The following is a 19,715-nucleotide window of genomic DNA, read 5'->3' on the forward strand; positions in this document are numbered from 1 at the left end:
TGCCTGCCGGCTTTTCGTCAGCTTGCCGACCCGACTTTCGTCTTTCCGCCATCCATGTCGGCGCCGATCAAACGCATGTCGCGTTTGAGACATCGGCGCCCCTGCCTCCGGGACTACTCTCGAACAGCACGTTGCGTGTGCGCCGCATCGGCGCGCAGCGGCGCCATCCAACGAGACATGGAGACAATACGATGAGCAGCAATCGAGGTGTCGTCTATCTTGGGCCGGGCCAGGTCGAAGTCCAGAAAATCGATTATCCGAAGATGGTCGATCCGACCGGTCGCGCGATCGGTCACGGCGTGATTCTGAAGGTCGTCAGCACGAACATCTGCGGCTCCGACCAGCATATGGTGCGCGGCCGCACGACCGCGCCGGTCGGTCTCGTGCTCGGTCACGAGATCACGGGCGAAGTGGTCGAAGTGGGCCGCGACGTCGAGACGCTGAAGCTCGGCGATCTCGTGTCGGTGCCGTTCAACGTCGCGTGCGGCCGCTGCGCGATGTGCAAGGACACGCATACGGGCGTGTGCCTGAACGTGAACCCGTCGCGTGCCGGTGGCGCTTACGGCTACGTCGACATGGGCGGCTGGATCGGTGGTCAGGCCGAGTACGTGCTCGTGCCGTACGCCGACTTCAACCTGCTGAAATTCCCGGACCGCGACCAGGCGATGGCGAAGATTCGCGATCTGACCTGCCTGTCCGACATTCTGCCGACCGGCTATCACGGCGCGGTGAGCGCGGGCGTGAAGCCGGGCTCGACGGTCTATATCGCGGGCGCGGGCCCGGTCGGGATGGCGGCGGCCGCATCGGCGCGCCTGCTCGGCGCGGCGGTGACGATCGTCGGCGACATGAACGCGGAACGCCTCGCGCATGCGCGTGCGATGGGCTTCGAGACGGTCGACCTGTCGAAGGACGCGTCGCTCGGCGAGCAGATCGAGCAGATCCTCGGCGTGCCGGAGATCGACTGCGCGGTCGACTGCGTCGGCTTCGAGGCGCACGGCCACGGTTCGTCGGGCCATTCCGAGGAAGCGCCCGCGACGGTGCTGAACTCGCTGATGGAAATCACGCGTCCGGCCGGCGCGATCGGCATTCCGGGCCTGTACGTGACGGACGATCCGGGCGCGAAGGACAAGGCCGCGCAGCACGGCAGCCTCAGCATCCGCTTCGGCCTTGGCTGGGCGAAGTCGCACTCGTTCTTCACGGGTCAGACGCCGGTGCTGAAGTACAACCGCAACCTGATGCAGGCCATCCTGTTCGACCGTCTGCCGATCGCGAAGATCGTCAACGTCGAAGTGATCTCGCTCGATCAGGCGCCGGAAGGCTACAAGAAGTTCGACGGCGGCGCGCCGCGCAAATTCGTGATCGATCCGCACGGTTTGCTGGCAGCCTGACGTACGAACAAGGGAAGTGAAGCGGGCGGCGCCGGAGACGGCGCCGCCCGTTTTTGCTGTGGCGCAACACGCGTCGTCGTCGCTGGCGCTGGCGAACCCCGAGCGCTGCGGGCGGGCGTTTGCTGCGATAATCATCGCCCGATCCCGACCTCCATCGCCGTCCGGCGGCGACCCCACGGATGGCCAAGTCACTCCCTCTCGCCGCGCTGCACACGTTCGTCGAAGTGGCGCGATGCGGCAGCATGAAGCAGGCGGCCGACCTGCTGTGCCTTTCGCCGGGCGCGGTCAGCCAGCACGTCCGCAATCTCGAGGACCGGCTCGCGGTGCGCCTGTTCGAGCGCACCGGTCGCGAGCTCGAGCTGACCGGCACGGGCCGCGCGCTGTTCGACCAGCTCGCCGGCGGGTTCAACGAGATCGAAGCCGCGTGGGCGAACGTCCACGGCGCGAACCGGCGTGTCGTGCGGCTCGCCGTGACGACCACCGCGTCGTTCGCGAACACGTGGCTCGTGCAGCGCCTCGGCTCGTTCAACGCCGCGTACCCTGACATCGAAATCACCGTCGAGACCCGCGCGCAACTGGTCGACCTGCGGCGCGACTACGTCGACGTCGCGATCCGCCACGGGCTGGGCCGTTATCCGGGGCACGCGGCGCTTCGCATCTGGACGCCCGAGATGTGGCCCGTCTGCAGCCCGCACCTGCTCGATGCGGCTCGCCCGATCCACACGCCGGCCGACTGCCTGGCGTATCCGCTGCTGCAGGATGCCGATCGCGCCGACTGGTCGCTGTGGCTGCGCACGCAGGGGATCGAGGATGCGCGGACGCCGCGCGGCGCGAGCTTCAGCGAGGACGCGTTGCTGATCAGGGCGGCCGTTGCCGGGCAGGGCATCGCGCTGGTCCGCGACATCTATGCGCGCGACGAAGTCGCGGCGGGGCGGCTGGTGCGCGTGCTGGCGCAGCCCTGGCCGACCGAGCTTTCCTATTACGTCGTATGCAGCGACGCGCGTCGGCACGAGTGGAAGATCGTCGCGTTCCGCGACTGGCTCGCGCGCGAGATCGGCGAGCCCGACGACGACTCGCGCGACCTGTCGGCGTGATCTATTGACGTGACCCGCGCACGACGCCTGTCGTGAACCCCTTGATCTTGCCGGTCGCAAGCGCCGTGCCGAGCAGGATGATTGCGCACCCGACGATCGTCTGCACGGTCATCGTTTCGTGCAGGAAGATCGCGCCCCATACGACCCCGAAGATCGGAATCAGGAACGTGACCGACGCCGCGTATTGCGCGCCGGCGTTGCGGATCAGCCCGAAATACAGCAGGTAGGCGACGGCCGTGCAGATCGCGCCGAGCAGCGCCACGGCGATCCACGCCGACGTGGGAACCGGTGCCTGCGGCCACATCGGCGCCGCCAGCGGCACGAGCACGATCGCGGCGAACAGCTGGCTGCCGAACGCCGACACGAACGGCCTGACGTTCGCCAGCTTGCGCTTCGAGTAATGCGCGGCGAAGCCGTACGACAGCGTCGCGAGCATCGCGGCCGCGATCGCGCGCGGGGCGCCGGGCGTGCCGGCGCCGATCGCGGAGCCGGCCAGCACGACGACGCCGGCGAAGCCGACCGCGAGACCGATTGCCTGCGGCTTCGTCAGCGGCGCGCGCAGCCACACGTATGCAACGAGCGCGGTCCACAACGGGGTCGTGGCGTTCAGGATCGAATCGGTGCCGGCGGAGACGAACAGCGCCGCATAGGTCAGCAGGCAGAACGGCAGCGCCGAGTTGGCGATGCCGACGATGAACAGCGGCGCCGCATGCGCGCGGAATTCGCGTCGCGCATCCGCGCTGCGCAATACCGGCAGCAACAGCACGGCGGCGATCGACACCCGCAGTGCGATCAGCGGCACGGCGCCGAACGACGGCGCGCCCACGCGCATGAACAGAAACGACGCGCCCCAGATGGCTGCCAGGGTCACGAGCTGTAGTGCATTCATCGACGAACTCCGCTCAATGGGTCGGGCAACCCATTGAACGTCACGCGCGCGTCGCGACGCAAACCCGGTTTTGTGAGGGCTGGTTTAGAAAAATGAATCGGCGCGGTTGGACGCCGCGGCTCGCCGTCAATGACGCGTATGCGCACTCACGCGGCGTGCGGTTACGTGACGTTGCCGAACCTGGACGCGCAGGGGGCGTTACGTGCGGGACGCCCGGCAAGAAGCGCGCGACACGGCGGGGGATTCGCTCAACGAAATGCAGGTGTGGGGATCGTAGGCACAAACGAAAAGCGACCTTCATGAAGGCCGCTTTCTTTTATCGCACCACCCGCACTTCACGCATGAATCACATGCGCCGGAAACGCCGCCCCCGTGCCGGCCGCCCCCGGCGCGAGCGGAGCGACCTGCTTGCGACGTTCACGCGTCGGCGCAACGCCGAACGCATCGCGATAGCTCTTGCTGAAGTGGCACGCCGACTGGAACCCGCACGCCATCGTGATGTGCATGATCGACATGTCGGTCTGCAGCAGCAGTTCGCGCGCGCGGCGTAGCCGCAGCGTCAGGTAATAGTGCGTGGGCGTCATCCCGAGATGCTCGCGGAACAGTCGCTGCAACTGGCGCTGCGACATGTTCGCCAGCCGCGCGAGTTCCTCGCGCGACAGCGGCTCCTCGATGTTGTTCTCCATCAGCGAGATCACTTCGAACAGCGACTTGTTCGCCGAGCCCAGACGCGCGACGAGCGGCATCCGTTGCTGCGCGCTCGTGTCGCGCACGTGTTCGACGATGAACTGCTCGGCGATCTGCGTGACGCGCGCGGTGCCCACGCGCGCGGCGATCAGGTTCAGCATCATGTCGAGCGGCGCGACGCCGCCCGTGCACGTGATGCGGTCGCGATCGACCACGAACAGTTCCTTCAGGAAGCGCGTGTCCGGAAACTCTTCCTTCAGCGCTGACATGTTTTCCCAGTGGATCGCGCACGCGTAGCCCGCGAGCAGCCCCGACTTCGCAAGCGCATAGGTGCCCGTGCACAGGCTGCCGAGCGGCAAACCCTGGCGCGCGAAACGGCGCAGGGTCGACAGGTGGGCGGGCGTCGTCGCGCGCTGCACGTCCACGCCGCCGCACACGAACACGATATCCGGCTGCCCGACGCATTCGGCCGGCCCCGTGTCGACCGTGAGACCGTTGCTCGCCGTCACCGGGCCGCCGTCCGGGCTGATCACGGACCAGCGGTAGAGCGGCTGTCCGCTCAGGTAGTTCGCCATCCGAAGCACCTCGATCGCATTGGTGAACGCGATCATCGTGAAATTCGGTAAGGGCATGAACGCGAAGTGGGACAGCGACGCTGTGCGGTCGGGCGACATGGGGAGCGTTCCTTGAATCTCTAATAGCTTTTGGCCCGAGGCACGGATCGGGCTGCCGTATTGTGTGAGCGAGCGCAACAAGCGTGCCATACGGCTAAACCCTAGCTCCATACGTTGTATGGGCGTCAGGCCGATGCTGCACTGCACCGTAAACGGGCCGCGCCGCACCCCGGACGAGCGGCACAGGCACTGACGAAGTGCGTGTCCATAGGTGAACTGCGAGGGCCGGTTCATTTGGTCATCCGAAAAAGCACGAGCGGTCACTTGTACAAAACGGACGTGCATGGCGGAAAAGGCAAAGAACGCGTCTAAATTCATCAATCCGTCGAAAATCCGAACGACAAGAATAGAGCCGTCGGCAGCCTTGCTCTGGAAGCACTGGAAACCCAGGTACGGCGGGCCTCGAGCTTCGGTTTTCCGCCCTTTATTCTTGTCACGGACGCACTATGTCGAACACCCAGCCTTTCTTCTCGCAGCCTCTTGCCGAGCGTGACGCGCCGGTGCGCAGCGCCATCCTCAAGGAGCTCGAGCGCCAGCAGTCGCAAGTCGAGCTGATCGCGTCGGAAAACATCGTGTCGCGCGCGGTGCTGGAAGCGCAGGGTTCGGTGCTGACCAACAAGTATGCGGAAGGCTATCCGGGCAAGCGTTACTACGGCGGCTGCGAATTCGCGGACGAGGTGGAGGCGCTGGCGATCGAGCGCGTGAAGCAGATCTTCAACGCCGGCTACGCGAACGTGCAGCCGCACTCGGGCGCGCAGGCGAACGGCTCGGTGATGCTCGCGCTGGCCAAGCCGGGCGACACGGTGCTGGGCATGTCGCTGGACGCCGGCGGCCACCTGACGCACGGCGCGAAGCCGGCGCTGTCGGGCAAGTGGTTCAACGCGGTTCAGTACGGCGTGAACCGCGACACGATGCGCATCGACTACGACCAGGTTGAAGCGCTGGCGCACGAACACAAGCCGAACCTGATCATCGCCGGTTTCTCGGCGTACCCGCGCGCACTCGACTTCGCACGTTTCCGTGCGATCGCCGACAGCGTCGGCGCGAAGCTGATGGTCGACATGGCGCACATCGCCGGCGTGATCGCCGCGGGCCGCCATGCGAACCCGGTCGAGCACGCGCACGTCGTCACGTCCACCACGCACAAAACGCTGCGCGGCCCGCGCGGCGGCTTCGTGCTGACCAACGACGAAGAGATCGCGAAGAAGATCAACTCGGCCGTGTTCCCCGGCCTGCAAGGCGGCCCGCTGATGCACGTGATCGCCGGCAAGGCCGTCGCGTTCGGCGAAGTGCTGCATGCGGACTTCAAGACCTACATCGACAACGTGCTCGCGAACGCGCAGGCGCTCGGCGAAGTGCTGAAGGCGGGTGGCGTGGATCTCGTCACCGGCGGCACCGACAACCACCTGCTGCTGGTCGACCTGCGCCCGAAGGGCCTGAAGGGCGCGCCGGTCGAACAGGCGCTGGAGCGTGCGGGCATCACCTGCAACAAGAACGGCATTCCGTTCGACACCGAGAAGCCGACCGTCACGTCGGGCATCCGCCTCGGCACGCCGGCCGGCACGACGCGCGGCTTCGGCGTCGCGGAGTTCCGCGAAGTCGGCCGCCTGATTCTCGAAGTGTTCGACGCGCTGCGCGCGAACCCGGAAGGCGACCACGCGACCGAACAGCGCGTGCGCCGAGAGATTTTCGCGCTTTGCGAGCGCTTCCCGATTTACTGATCGACGATCCCCACCAATACAGAGACTGGAGCGAGAGGCAGATATGAGCACGCTGCATCAGGACAGCATCATCATCGACGGACTGAACATTTCGAAGTTCGAGAAGCCGGTGTTCGAAGACATGCGCAAGGGCGGCATCACGGCCGCGAACTGCACGGTGTCGGTGTGGGAGAACTTCGCCAAGACCGTCGACAACATCGGCGTGATGAAGAAGAAGATCCGCGACAACGGCGAACTGCTGACGCTGGTGCGCACGACGGACGACATCTTCCGCGCGAAGAAGGAAGGCAAGACCGGCGTCATCCTCGGCTTCCAGAACGCGCATGCGTTCGAGGACAACCTCGGCTACATCGAGGCGTTCGCCGACATGGGCGTGCGCGTCGTGCAGCTTTGCTACAACACGCAGAACCTGGTCGGCACGGGCTGCTACGAGCGCGACGGCGGCCTGTCGGATTTCGGCCGCGAAGTGATCACCGAGATGAACCGCGTCGGCATCATGGTCGACCTGTCGCACGTGGGCGGCAACACGTCGTCCGAAGCGATCGCGTTCTCGAAGAAGCCGGTGTGCTACTCGCACTGCCTGCCGTCGGGCCTGAAGGAACATCCGCGCAACAAGAGCGACGTCCAGCTGAAGGAAATCGCCGACGCCGGCGGCTTCGTCGGCGTGACGATGTTCGCGCCGTTCCTGAAGCGCGGGATCGAAGCGAACATCGACGACTACATCGAGGCGATCGACTACGTCGTGAACCTGATCGGCGAAGACGCGGTCGGCATCGGCACGGACTTCACGCAGGATTTCGCGAAGGAATTCTTCGACATGCTGACGCATGACAAGGGCCGCTATCGCCAGCTGACGAACTTCGGCAAGGTGATCAACCCGGACGGCATCCGCACGATCGGCGAATTCCCGAACCTGACCGCGGCGATGGAACGCCACGGCTGGAAGGAGTCGCGCATCCGCAAGATCATGGGCGAGAACTGGGTGCGCGTGTTCAAGGACGTGTGGGGCGCATAAGCGCCCGCCGAGCCGAACCGCCACCCGCATTCAACACGAGAACAATCGGGACGTGCCCGCGCTTGCCGCGCGGGCACGCGGACGATGTCGCGCCTGCGCCTGAGCCGCGCGGCCACTTTCCTCACGGAGCTACAACGATGCAACCGCAACTGCCGATCAACGTCGATCCCGATACCGGCGTCTGGACCACCGACGCGCTGCCGATGCTGTACGTGCCGCGTCACTTCTTCACGAACAACCACGTCGCCGTCGAGGAAGCGCTCGGCGTCGAAGCGTATGCCGAGATCCTCTACAAGGCCGGCTACAAGTCGGCGTATCACTGGTGCGACAAGGAAGCGAAGCAGCACGGCCTGACCGGCATGGCCGTGTTCGAGCACTACCTGAAGCGCCTGTCGCAGCGCGGCTGGGGCCTGTTCTCGATCATCGAGGCCGATCCGGCCAGCGCGCACGCACGGATCGAACTGCGCCACTCGTCGTTCGTGCTCCAGCAGCCGGGCAAGGAAGGCAAGCTCTGCTACATGTTCGCGGGCTGGTTCGCCGGCGCGATGGACTGGGTCAACGACACGACGCCGGAAGGCAAGGGCGCGCCGCGCTCGCGGTCGAAGGAAGTGCAGTGTGCGGCCGAGCACCACGATCACTGCGTCTTCGAAGTGTCGCCGATCGCGCACTGATGCACTGACGTCACGACACAGCAACACAACAACACCCGCAACACGAGACATTCGAACGCCAGAGGTCGCCTGCGATGCGTTATCCCCACCTGTTCAAACCCATGCAGCTGAACCAGTTGACGCTGCGCAACCGGATCGTCAGCACCGCGCACGCGGAGGTGTATGCCGAGCCGGGCGGCCTGCCGGGCGACCGCTATATCCGCTACTACGAAGAGAAGGCGAAGGGTGGCGTCGGCCTGGCGATCTGCGGCGGCTCGAGCCCCGTGTCGATCGACAGCCCGCAGGGCTGGTGGAAGTCGGTGAACCTGTCGAACGACAAGATCATCGACCCGCTCACGCGCCTGGCCGATGCGATGCACAAGCACGGCGCGAAGATCATGATTCAGGCGACGCACATGGGCCGCCGCTCGTCCTTCCACGGCGAGCACTGGCCGCACCTGATGTCGCCGTCGGGCGTGCGCGAGCCGGTGCACCGCGGCAACGCGAAGATCATCGAGATCGAGGAAATCCGCCGCATCATCAGCGACTTCGCGGCCGCCGCGAAGCGTGTGAAGGCGGCCGGCATGGACGGCATCGAAATCTCCGCCGCCCACCAGCACCTGATCGACCAGTTCTGGAGCAAGCGTTCGAATCATCGTACCGACGAATGGGGCGGCAGCCTCGAGAACCGTCTGCGCTTCGGCATCGAGGTGCTGACGGCCGTGCGCGAGGCGGTCGGCAAGGACTTCTGCGTCGGCCTGCGGATGTGCGGCGACGAATTCCACGAAGACGGCCTCGACCACGAAGCGCTGAAGGAAATCGCGCAGGCGATGTCGGAAACGGGCCTGGTCGACTACCTGAGCGTGGTCGGCTCGGGTGGCGACACCCACAACACGATCGCCAACTGCATGCCGCCGATGGCGCTGCCGCCGGAGCCGTTCGTGCACCTCGCGGCCGGCATCAAGTCGGTGGTGAAGATCCCGGTGATGCATGCGCAGAGCATCCGCGATGCGGGCCAGGCCGAGCGCCTGCTCGCGAACGGCATGATCGACCTGGTCGGCATGACGCGCGCGCAGATCGCCGATCCGCACATGGTGATCAAGATCCGCGACGGCCGCGAAGACGAAATCAAGCAGTGCGTCGGCGCGAACTACTGCATCGACCGCCAGTACAACGGCCTCGACGTGCTGTGCATCCAGAACGCGGCCACGTCGCGCGAAGCGACGATGCCGCACATCATCGAGAAGTCGCGCGGTCCGAAGCGCAAGGTGGTGGTGGTCGGCGCGGGCCCCGCAGGGCTCGAGGCGGCCCGCGTCGCGAAGCTGCGCGGCCACGACGTGGTGCTGTTCGAAAAGAATGCGGAAGTGGGCGGTCAGGTGATGATCGCCGCGAAGGCGCCGCAGCGCGAACAGATGTCGGGGATCATCCGCTGGTTCGACATGGAAACCAAGCGCCTGGGCGTCGATCGCCGCCTCGGCGTCGCGGCCGACGAGAAGATGATCATGGCCGAGAAGCCGGACATCGTCGTGCTCGCCACCGGCGGGTCGAGCTTCACGTGGCAGGTGCCCGGCTGGGGCGTGGAAGAAGGTCTCGCCGTCAGCTCGTGGGACATCCTGACCGGCAAGGTCGAGCCGAAGCAGAACGTGCTGCTGTTCGACGGCGTGAGCACCCATGCGGGCGCCGGCGTGGCCGACTTCATGGCGAGCCGCGGCTCGAAGGTCGAGGTCGTGACGCCCGACGTGAAGGTGGCCGACGATTGCGGCGGCACGACGTTCCCGATCTTCTACCGCCGCCTGTACGCACTCGGCGTGATCCCGACGCCGAACACCATGCTCGACCGCGTGTACGAGGAGGACGGCAAGAAGATCGCCGTGCTGCGCAACGAATACACCGAGGAGCTGGAAGAACGTGCGGTCGACCAGGTCGTGATCGAGAACGGTTCGTCGCCGAACGACGCGCTGTACTGGAAGCTCAAGCCTGAATCGGTGAACCGCGGCCAGATCGATCCGCACACGCTGTTTGCGGCCGAGCCGCAGCCGTGCCTGTCGGAAGAACTCGGCAACGGCCGCTTCCTGCTGTTCCGTGTCGGCGACTGCATCTCGATGCACAACGTCCACGGTGCGATCTACGACTCGCTGCGTCTCGTGAAGGATTTCTAAAGATGAATCCGGCTTTCCTCATTACCGCGCTGCTGTGGCTGTCGGTGGCGGGGCTCGCGTTCGCGGTCGCGAAGCGCTCGTCCTACTGGCGTCTCGGGCGCGCCACTGCACCCGGCTCGTTCGGTGTCGCGAACCTGTTCGCGATTCCGAAACGCTACTTCGTCGACCTGCACCACGTGGTGGCCCGCGATCCGTACATCGCGAAGACCCACGTGGCGACCGCGGGCGGCGCGATCGCCGCGCTCGCGCTGGTGTTCGTCAACTACGGCCTCGCGATCTACTCGCCGTGGCTCGACAAGCTGATCTTCCTCGCGGCGCTCGCGATGCTCGTCGGCGTGGTGTTCGTGTGGCGCCGCCGTGCGGCGAAGGACGTGCCCGCACGCCTGTCGCGCGGCCCGTGGAATGCGCTGCCGTGGCTGCTCGGTTCGTTCGCGCTCGGCCTCGTGCTGTTCATGGTGGTGCCGACGCGTGCGATGTCGGGTGCGTTCGCGGTGCTCTGCGCGCTGCTGATCGGCGCGGGCGCATTCACGATGACCGTCGGTGCCGCGAAGGGCGGCCCGATGAAGCATGCGATCGCCGGCCTGCTGCATCTCGCGTTCCACCCGCGCCAGGAGCGTTTCGCGGCGACCCGCGATGCGTTCACGGGTAACGGCACGGCCACGCCGCCGACCGCGCTGAAGCTGCCGGACATCGCGCACGAGGAGTACGGCGTCGCGAAGCCGGTCGAATTCCGCTGGAACCAGCTGCTGAGCTTCGACGCCTGCGTGCAGTGCGGCAAGTGCGAAGCCGCGTGCCCCGCGTTCGCGTCGGGCCAGCCGCTGAACCCGAAGAAACTGATCCAGGATCTCGTCGTCGGGATGGCGGGCGGCACCGATGCCGCGTACGCCGGCAGCCCGACGCCGGGCCTCGCGGTCGGCCAGCATCGCGGCGAGCCGAACGGCCCGATCGTGTCCGGCCTGATCGAAGAGCAGACCTTGTGGTCGTGCACGACCTGCCGTGCGTGCGTGCAGGAATGCCCGATGCTGATCGAGCACGTCGACGCGATCGTCGACATGCGCCGCAACCGCACGCTGGTGCACGGCACGGTGCCGGGCAAGGGCCAGGAAGTGCTGGCGAATCTGCGCGAGACCGGCACGATGGGCGGCTACGACACGACCGCGCGCTATGACTGGTCGGTCGACCTGAACGCACCCGTCGCGCAAGCCGGCAAGCCGGTCGACGTGCTGTTCGTCGCAGGCGAAGGCGCGTTCGACATGCGCTACCAGCGCACGCTGCGTGCGTTCGTCACGGTGCTGAACAAGGCCGGCGTCGACTACGCGGTGCTCGGCGGGGCCGAGACCGATACCGGCGACGTGGCCCGCCGCCTCGGCGACGAAGCGACGTTCCAGCAGATGGCGAAGCGCCTGATCGCGACGCTCGGCCCGCTGTCGTACAAGCAGATCGTGACGGCCGACCCGCACGTGATGCACAGCCTGCGCAACGAATACCGCGCGCTCGGGCTGCGCGTGACGGTCAAGCATCACACGACCTACATGGCGGAGCTGGCCGACAGCGGCAAGATCGCACCGAAAGCCGTCGACGCGCTGCGCGAGAAGCGCACCACGTATCACGACCCGTGCTACCTCGGCCGCTACAACGGCGAAACGGAATCGCCGCGCAAGCTGCTGAAGAAGATCGGCATCCAGGTCGTCGAGATGGAGCGCAACGGCATGCGCGGCCGCTGCTGCGGCGGTGGCGGCGGTGCGCCGCTGACCGACATCCCGGGCAAGCAGCGGATTCCCGACATCCGTATCGCCGACGCGCGCGAGATCGGCGCGGACGTGGTCGCGGTCGGTTGCCCGAACTGCACGGCGATGCTCGAAGGCGTCGTGGGCCCGCGCCCCGACGTGCTCGACGTGGCCGAACTCGTTGCCGCTTCGCTGGAGTGAATCGATGAACACGATCAAACGAATCGATCCGCGCCGGCCGTTCATCATCACGGCCGAGGGCCTGAAGCGCATCACGCTCGGCGAGGAAGGCAGCGCCGATGCGAACGCCGCGCAGTGGTCCGCGCACGGTCACGGCGCGGCGGCGAAGCCGCGCCGCGCGGTGCAGGATCCGAAGCACGTGATGCTGGTGGTCGCGCACACCGAGCGCGGCGCGCTCGACGATCACACGCGGCAGGCGATCGCCGCCGCCGCGGTGCTCGCCGACGCGCAGACGGAAGTCGCATTGCTGGCGTTCGGCGAACTGAAGGACGACGCCGCGGAGCTCGGCGTCGACAAGCTGATCGAGCTGGCCGACTTCGACCGTCGCGCGTTTGCGCCTGAAAGCGAATTGCAAGCGTTGCTGGCATGCGCGACGGCACTCGCGCCGAAGCACGTGTTCGTGCCCGACAACGCGACCGGCGACGGCGATCTCGGCCGGCGTTACGCGGCGGCCGCCGGCGCGAGCGTCGCGACCCACGTGGTCGAGATCGACGCGAAGCATGTGGGCGCGTATGCGCAGGCCGGGCGGGCGTTCGCGACGCGCGGGCTGCCCGACGTGATCCTGCTCGCGCAGAACGCGGTCGAAGCGAAACTGCCGTTCGTCGGCGCGGGCGAGCGCCTGGCCGCCGACTTCATCCGCCCGGCCGGCGACGCGCCGCAGACGTACCGCGATCTCGGCCTCGAGGAAATCGACGCGGCGCAGGTCGCGCTCGAGGAAGCCGACTTCATCGTGTCGGCCGGCAACGGCGTGGCCGACATCGGCGCGTTCGAGCGGCTGGCCGGTGCGTTCGGCGCGGCGATCGGCGCGAGCCGCGTCGCGGTCGACAACGGTCATTTCACGCGGGACAAGCAGGTGGGGGCGACCGGCAAGACGGTCGAGGCGAGCGTGTACATCGCGTTCGGCATCTCCGGCGCGGTGCAGCATCTGCAGGGGATCAAGGACTGCCGCCACGTGATCGCCGTGAACCTCGACGGCAGCGCGCCGATCGCGAAGCGCGCGAACCTGACGGTGGTGGGCGACGCGCAGGCGACCATCGCCGCGCTGATCGAACAGGTGCAGGCCGCGCGCGCGTCGCGCGGGCAATCGCCGGCCGCGGTCGGCAGCCGTGAAACGGAAGGAGTCGCAGCATGAACGCCCCCCGCCAGTTGCAACGCATCGCGGTGCTCGTGTCCGTGGGCCGACACCCCGTCAGCGGCGCCGCGCGCTACAGCCGCAACGACGCGGCCGCGCTCGAAGTCGGCCGCCAGCTCGCGGAGAAGCATCATGCGCAGCTCGATGTGATCCATGCGGGCGACCCCGCGAATGAAGCGCTTGCTGAATATCTCGCGCTCGGTGCAAGGCAGGTCGAAGTGCTGGCCTGTCGCGACAGCGACGATGCCGTGCATGCGCTCGCCGCGCGGGTCGAAGATTACGACCTCGTGCTGACCGGCACCCGCGCCGAGGGCGCGTACGACACCGGGATGCTGCCGTATCGCGTCGCCGCGACGCTCGGCTATCCGCTCGTCGGCTCGGCCGTCGACGTGACGGTCGAAGGCGGCCGCGCGACCGTGCGGCAGTTCCTGCCGAAAGGGCTGCGGCGCCGCGTCGACGCGGCGCTGCCGGCCGTCGTCGCGGTGCATCCGCTCGCCAACGCGCAGCCGCGCTATGCGTATGCGCGGCTGCGGGCCGGCGCGATCCGTCCGGCGCTCACGGCGACCGGCGCGGATGCCGATGCCGGTGCGTGGCGGGTCGGTCCGATCGAGCGTAAACCCGTAAAGCTCGTGGCTGCCGAGAAGCGCTCCGGGCATGCGCGGATGCTGTCCGCGACGACGACCGAAAGCCGCGGCGGCAACGTCGTAAATGAAGGGAGTTCAGTCGAAAAAGCACAAGTGATCCTCGCGTATTTGCGCGAGCATCAACTCATCGACTACTGAATTTTGATGCCTGTCGGCAACCACCCAGGGATGCAAGGAATCCGGAGCAAACGATGAAAGTATCGGCAGACATTCGCGCACTGATCGAGCGACGCAAGGAAGGCTACAGCCTCGAGGCGCCGTTCTACACGAGCGAGGAAATTTTCGCCCTCGACATGGAGGCGATTTTCCGCCAGCACTGGATCCAGGTGGCGGTCGAACCGGACATTCCCGAGCCGGGCGACTACGTGACCGTGGAGCTGGGCAGCGACTCGATCCTGATCGTGCGCGACGACGACATGGAAATCCGCGCGTTCCACAACGTGTGCCGCCACCGCGGCGCGCGTCTGTGCAACGAGGACAAAGGCTCGGTCGGCAACATCGTGTGCCCGTACCACAGCTGGACCTACAACCTGACGGGTCAGCTGATGTTCGCGGAGCACATGGGCGAGAAGTTCGACCGTTGCAAGCACAGCCTGAAGTCGGTGCACGTGCAGAATCTGGCGGGCCTGATCTTCGTGTGCCTCGCCGACGAGCCGCCCGTCGACTTCGCGCAGCTGCGCGCCGAGATGGAGCCGTACCTGCTGCCGCACGATCTGCCGAACACGAAGATCGCTGCACAGATCGACATCATCGAGGAAGGCAACTGGAAGCTCACGATGGAGAACAACCGCGAGTGCTATCACTGCGTCGCGAACCATCCGGAGCTGACGATCTCGCTGTACGAATACGGCTTCGGCTACCAGCGCTCGGACGCGAACGCCGAAGGCATGGACGCATTCGCGGAAACCTGCGTGCGTCGCGGCCAGGAGTGGGCCGAGATGGGCCTGCCGTCCGCCGAAATCGAGAAGCTGGCCGACGTGACGGGTTTCCGCACGCAGCGCCTGCCGCTCGATCGCCATGGCGAATCGCAGACGCTCGATGCGAAGGTCGCGTCGAAGAAGCTGCTCGGCCAGTTCGACCAGGCCGACCTCGGCGGCCTGTCGTTCTGGACCCAGCCGAACTCGTGGCACCACTTCATGAGCGATCACATCGTGACGTTCTCGGTGATTCCGCTGTCGGCCGGCAAGACGCTCGTGCGCACCAAGTGGCTCGTGAGCAAGGACGCGAAGGAAGGTATCGACTACGACGTGAAGAACCTCACGGCCGTGTGGAACGCGACCAACGACCAGGATCGCGCGCTCGTCGAATTCTCGCAGCGCGGCGCGACCAGCAGCGCATACGAGCCGGGTCCGTACTCGCCGTTCACGGAAGGTCTCGTCGAAAAATTCTCGGCCTGGTACATCGGCCGGCTCGCCGAAAAAACCGGCGCGTAGTCGTCAGCGGAACAGCAAGCGGAGTTAGACATGATGCGAGATGCGGCCAATTTCGAGCCGGCAGACAGCCGGGTAACGCACCCGGCTTTCTGGAGTGCCCTTCCCGAGCGCTGGACGAGCGACGTCGAGGAAACGCTGGTGTGCTGCCACGTGCGGCAGGAAACCCACGACGTGAAGAGTTTCTTCTTCCGTTCGCCGCAAGGCCGTGCGTTCTCGTTCGAACCCGGGCAGTTCATTACGCTCGAGCTCGATATCGAAGGCGAGACGATCAACCGGTGCTACACGATCTCGTCGTCGCCGGCGCGGCCGCACACGATCTCGATCACGGTCAAGCGCGTGCCGGGCGGCAAGGTGTCGAACTGGCTGCACGACAACCTGCAACCGGGCGCGTCGGTTCGCGTGCTGGGCCCGGCCGGCGAATTCACGTGCGCACGGCATCCGGCGCGCAAGTACCTGTTCCTGTCGGCCGGCTCGGGTGTCACGCCGCTGATGTCGATGAGCCGCGCGCACCATGATCTCGCCGAGGATCGCGACATCCTGTTCGTGCACAGCGCACGCACGCCGGACGACATCATCTTCGCGCGCGAACTCGATCTGATCGCATCGAACCATACGAACTTCCGCACGTCGTTCGTCGTCGAGCGCGTCGGTGCGCGCACCAACTGGCCGGGCGTCACGGGCTTCCTGACGCTGCCGCTGCTCAAGCTGATCGCCCCCGACTTCATGGAGCGCGAGATCTTCACGTGCGGCCCCGCGCCGTACATGAAGGCCGTGCGCGACCTGCTCGAAGAGGCCGGTTTCGATCAGAAGCAGTATCACGAGGAAAGCTTCTCGTTCGAAACGCTCGCGCAGACCGCGAGCGACGAAGTGCTCGCCGAACTCGTGCCGGCAGCCGACGGCGTCGACGTTGCGACCAAGCAGTACACGGTCAGCTTCGCGAAGAGCAATCGCGAGATCTCGTGCGGCTCCGGGCAGCACGTGCTCGACGCGGCGCGCCAGTCGGGCGTGCGGCTTCCCGCTTCGTGCACGCAGGGCATGTGCGGCACCTGCAAGGTGAAGCTCGTGTCGGGGCAAGTGGAGATGAAGCACAACGGCGGCATTCGCCAGCGCGAGATCGACCAGGGCATGGTGCTGCTGTGCTGCAGCAAGCCGCTGTCGGATCTCGTGGTCGACAAGTAAAAGAAGCTATCGGTCGGTCCGGAGGCGTCGCCTCCGGACAAGCATCCGTCGCAAACCGGCCGGATCGCCGAATTGTGGTTGAAGAACCTAGAGAGACAACGCGCGGTGTGCGCATATCAAGGAGATCGACCATGAAGCTGTTCGGAAAACTGTTGTGGACCGGCGCACTGTCGGCGATGGTGGCACTGAGCGCGTCGGCGCTCGCCGACACGAAACCGACGTTGAAGATCGGCTACGTCGAAGGCTGGGACGACAGCGTCGCGACGTCGAACGTCGCCGCGCGCGTGATCGAGAAGAAGCTCGGCTACCAGGTCCAGCTCGTGCCGGTCGCGGCCGGGATCATGTGGCAGGGCGTGGCACGCGGCGACCTCGATGCGACGCTGTCCGCATGGTTGCCCGTCACGCACGGCTCGTACTGGGGCGAATACAAGGCGAAGGTCGTCGACCTCGGCGCGAACTTTCCCGACGCGAAGATCGGCCTGATCGTTCCCGATTACGTGAAGGCGAAGAGCATCGACGATCTGAACGCGGAGAAGAGTGACTTTGGCGGCCGCATCGTCGGCATCGACGCGGGCGCGGGCGTGATGCGCAAGACCGACGATGCGATCAAGAGCTACGGCCTGAACTACACGCTGATGCCGAGTTCGGGCGGTGCGATGACGGCCGAGCTGGCGCGCTCCGTCGGCTCGAACAAGCCGGTGATCGTGACCGGCTGGGCGCCGCACTGGATGTTCGCGAAGTGGAAGCTGCGTTTCCTCGAGGATCCGAAGAAGGTGTTCGGCGGCGCGGAACACGTCGACAACGTCGTGAATCCGCAGCTCGAAACGAAGGCGAAGCCGGTCGTCGCGTTCCTGAAGAAATTCCAGTGGAAGCCGGGCGAAATCGACAGCGTGATGCTCGCGATCCAGAACGGTTCGAAGCCGGAAGCGGCCGCCGATGCATGGATTGCAGCGCATGCGGACCGCGTGAATTCGTGGACTGACGGCGCGCAATAAGCCCGCGGCGATTCGCCACACACAACACCATAACAACATGCCGGGAGTAGCACGCAGGAATCCGAAACAATCGTGATTCGATGCGTGCATATCCCGGTTTTCTTTTACTGATTCTGCAAAAAAGCGCGTAAGTTGTTACACTACGGCCCTTGTGCGGAGTCATCACAGGAGGAATTGGATGAGTCAGGCAGGACTGCGTGCGAACCGCACCAGTGATGTTGGAACTACCATCTCACATGATTCGACGGGCCACACGCTGCATCGTGGCCTGACTTGGAAGGATGCATTTTGGGTGACGAGCGGCGTGCCGGCTGGCGTGCTGTTCACGATCGGCGGAGTCTGTGCGACGATCGGCCAGCCTGCGTGGGCGATCTGGATCGCCGCGATCACGATGGGGCTGATCCAGAGCGCGACTTATGCGGAAATATCGGGACTATTTCCCCATAAATCGGGCGGCGCGTCGGTGTATGGCGCGATCGGCTGGGTCCGTTACAGCAAGCTGATTGCCCCGGTTTCCGTGTGGTGCAACTGGCTCGCGTGGTCGCCGATGCTCGCGCTCGGTTGCGGCCTCGCCGCGAGCTATGCGCTCACGAGTCTCTTTCCCGCCAATGCGGCGGTGCTGCACTGGCAGTTCAAGATTGCGGATCTCGGTTTCATCAAGCCGGGTCTGTCCTTGCGAATCAACGCGACGTTCATCATCGCGACGATTCTGCTTCTCATCACGTTCAAGCTTCAGCACAGCGGTGCGTCGAAGGCTGCACGTACGCAGCGCATTCTCGGCATTGCATCGCTCACGCCGTTGCTGATCGTCGGCATCGTTCCGTTCATCACCGGTGATGTGCCGATGTCGAACCTGCTCCCGCTGCTGCCGCTCGGTCACGACGCGCACGGCAATCTCACGACCGCGACGTTCGGCTCGTGGAACGGGCAGGGTGTCACGATGGCGCTCGGCGCGATGTTCATGGCGGGCTGGGCGTCGTACGGCTTCGAGACGGCCGTCTGCTACACGCGCGAATTCCGCGATCCGCGCCGCGACACCGCGAAGGCGATCTTCTGGTCGGGCGCGCTGTGTCTGGTCGTGATGACGCTCGTGCCGATGGCGTTCCAGGGTGCGCTCGGCACGCAGGCGATGCTCGATCCGTCGATCGGCGACGGCACCGGTGTCGCGGCCGCGATGGCGAAGATCGTCGGCGGCGGCGCGTGGGTGGCGAATGCGGTCGTCGTGATGCTGATGCTGTCGATCCTGCTGATCGTGATGACGTCGATGATGGGCTCGTCGCGCACGCTGTACCAGGCATCGGTAGACGGCTGGCTGCCGAAGTACCTGTCGCACGTGAACGAGCACGGCTCGCCCACGCGCGCGATGTGGACCGATCTCGGCTTCAACCTCGTGTTGCTGATGATGTCGGACTACATGACGGTGCTGTCGATCTCGAACGTCTGCTACATGTTGTTCGTATTCCTGAATCTTCAGTCGGGCTGGATCCACCGGATGGATCGCGGCAACTGGGATCGGCCGTTCCGCTGCCCGACGTGGCTGCTCGTCGCGGGTTCGATCTGCGGCTATGCGAACCTCGTCTACGTCGGCGCGGGTGCGAACCTGCAGGGCGAAGGCACGCTGCGCAACGGGCTGATCGCGATGCTGCTGATCGTGCCGGTGTTCCTGTTCCGCCACTACTGGCAGGATCGCGGCCGTTTCCCCGCGCAGATGCAGCGCGACATGGAACTCGAAGTGCCGAAGCGCCCGATGTGGCTGAACCTGATGCCGTACCTGGCGCTGATCGCAGCGGGGCTCACGATCTGGTTGTCGCATTACCTGGCATGGGTGAAGTGAGCACATAGCCCTTGCTCGTCGCGTGAGGACCCCGGAAACCGCACACGGGGTCGTTGCGCGGCGCGGCACTTCGGGTAAAGGCGATGCCGCCCTGGCATGCCGCCGCTGTTCCGGCGCCGTTGTCCTCGGCGCCATTGTCGTGACGGAGGGCGGCAAGCCGGCGCCACCCGGATCGGTATGCTTCGAGAGGGACGCGGGCGGGAGCCGGACTCCCGTCAGGAGATATTAATGTCGTGTCCCGAATGCCTGAAGTT

Annotated in this window: 15 protein-coding genes; 13 read left to right on the forward strand and 2 right to left on the reverse strand. The window is 65.9% G+C overall.

Annotated elements, in window-relative coordinates; translation table 11 throughout:
• Positions 1 to 191: 191 nt before the first annotated feature.
• Positions 192 to 1,388, forward strand: a complete 1,197-nt coding sequence (gene fdhA / locus BX604_RS13685; protein WP_098551258.1) for a formaldehyde dehydrogenase, glutathione-independent — start codon at positions 192 to 194, stop codon at positions 1,386 to 1,388.
• Positions 1,389 to 1,567: 179 nt separating this feature from the next.
• On the forward strand, positions 1,568 to 2,482 hold the full coding sequence (locus tag BX604_RS13690) for a LysR substrate-binding domain-containing protein (RefSeq protein ID WP_098551259.1): 915 nt from the start codon (positions 1,568 to 1,570) through the stop codon (positions 2,480 to 2,482).
• Position 2,483: 1 nt separating this feature from the next.
• Here BX604_RS13690 and BX604_RS13695 read toward each other — a convergent pair whose 3' ends face one another.
• Positions 2,484 to 3,371 carry a DMT family transporter gene (locus BX604_RS13695; protein ID WP_098551260.1) on the reverse strand — a complete coding sequence of 296 codons (888 nt, stop codon included), beginning with the start codon at positions 3,369 to 3,371 and terminating at the stop codon, positions 2,484 to 2,486.
• Positions 3,372 to 3,706: 335 nt separating this feature from the next.
• Positions 3,707 to 4,822: a GlxA family transcriptional regulator gene (locus BX604_RS13700; RefSeq protein WP_098551261.1), complete on the reverse strand. Its 1,116-nt coding sequence runs from the start codon at positions 4,820 to 4,822 to the stop codon at positions 3,707 to 3,709.
• 356 nt (positions 4,823 to 5,178) lie between these two features.
• Between BX604_RS13700 and BX604_RS13705 the strand changes: the two genes are divergently transcribed.
• The 11 genes from BX604_RS13705 (at position 5,179) to BX604_RS13755 (ending at position 19,461) form a co-directional block, all read left to right on the forward strand.
• A complete protein-coding gene (locus tag BX604_RS13705) occupies positions 5,179 to 6,453 on the forward strand; it encodes a serine hydroxymethyltransferase (protein ID WP_059600252.1) in 1,275 nt (424 codons plus the stop codon).
• Between the two features lie 43 nt (positions 6,454 to 6,496).
• A complete protein-coding gene (locus BX604_RS13710) occupies positions 6,497 to 7,468 on the forward strand; it encodes a dipeptidase (protein ID WP_098551262.1) in 972 nt (323 codons plus the stop codon).
• Between the two features lie 137 nt (positions 7,469 to 7,605).
• Positions 7,606 to 8,139, forward strand: a complete 534-nt coding sequence (locus tag BX604_RS13715) for a DUF5943 domain-containing protein (protein WP_098551263.1) — start codon at positions 7,606 to 7,608, stop codon at positions 8,137 to 8,139.
• 74 nt (positions 8,140 to 8,213) lie between these two features.
• Positions 8,214 to 10,277 carry an NADH:flavin oxidoreductase gene (locus BX604_RS13720; RefSeq protein WP_098551264.1) on the forward strand — a complete coding sequence of 688 codons (2,064 nt, stop codon included), beginning with the start codon at positions 8,214 to 8,216 and terminating at the stop codon, positions 10,275 to 10,277.
• Between the two features lie 2 nt (positions 10,278 to 10,279).
• The gene (locus tag BX604_RS13725) at positions 10,280 to 12,205 is read left to right on the forward strand and encodes a (Fe-S)-binding protein (protein WP_098551265.1); all 1,926 of its coding nucleotides are present in this window, start codon (positions 10,280 to 10,282) and stop codon (positions 12,203 to 12,205) included.
• A 4-nt stretch (positions 12,206 to 12,209) separates the two neighbouring features.
• Positions 12,210 to 13,376, forward strand: a complete 1,167-nt coding sequence (locus BX604_RS13730) for an electron transfer flavoprotein subunit alpha/FixB family protein (RefSeq protein WP_098551266.1) — start codon at positions 12,210 to 12,212, stop codon at positions 13,374 to 13,376.
• A complete protein-coding gene (locus BX604_RS13735) occupies positions 13,373 to 14,158 on the forward strand; it encodes an electron transfer flavoprotein subunit beta/FixA family protein (protein ID WP_098551267.1) in 786 nt (261 codons plus the stop codon). Before BX604_RS13730 ends, BX604_RS13735 begins: the two co-directional genes overlap by 4 nt.
• 53 nt (positions 14,159 to 14,211) lie before the next feature.
• A complete protein-coding gene (locus BX604_RS13740) occupies positions 14,212 to 15,453 on the forward strand; it encodes an aromatic ring-hydroxylating oxygenase subunit alpha (RefSeq protein ID WP_098551268.1) in 1,242 nt (413 codons plus the stop codon).
• Between the two features lie 30 nt (positions 15,454 to 15,483).
• Complete coding sequence (locus BX604_RS13745; protein ID WP_098551269.1) at positions 15,484 to 16,632, forward strand: hybrid-cluster NAD(P)-dependent oxidoreductase; 1,149 nt, start codon at positions 15,484 to 15,486, stop codon at positions 16,630 to 16,632.
• Between the two features lie 131 nt (positions 16,633 to 16,763).
• Positions 16,764 to 17,627: a glycine betaine ABC transporter substrate-binding protein gene (locus tag BX604_RS13750; RefSeq protein WP_098551270.1), complete on the forward strand. Its 864-nt coding sequence runs from the start codon at positions 16,764 to 16,766 to the stop codon at positions 17,625 to 17,627.
• Positions 17,628 to 17,805: 178 nt separating this feature from the next.
• Complete coding sequence (locus BX604_RS13755; RefSeq protein ID WP_098551271.1) at positions 17,806 to 19,461, forward strand: APC family permease; 1,656 nt, start codon at positions 17,806 to 17,808, stop codon at positions 19,459 to 19,461.
• The last annotated feature ends 254 nt before the right edge of the window (positions 19,462 to 19,715 follow it).

Origin of the sequence: Burkholderia sp. JKS000303 (assembly GCF_002563755.1) — a bacterium.
Lineage (GTDB): Bacteria > Pseudomonadota > Gammaproteobacteria > Burkholderiales > Burkholderiaceae > Burkholderia > Burkholderia anthina_B.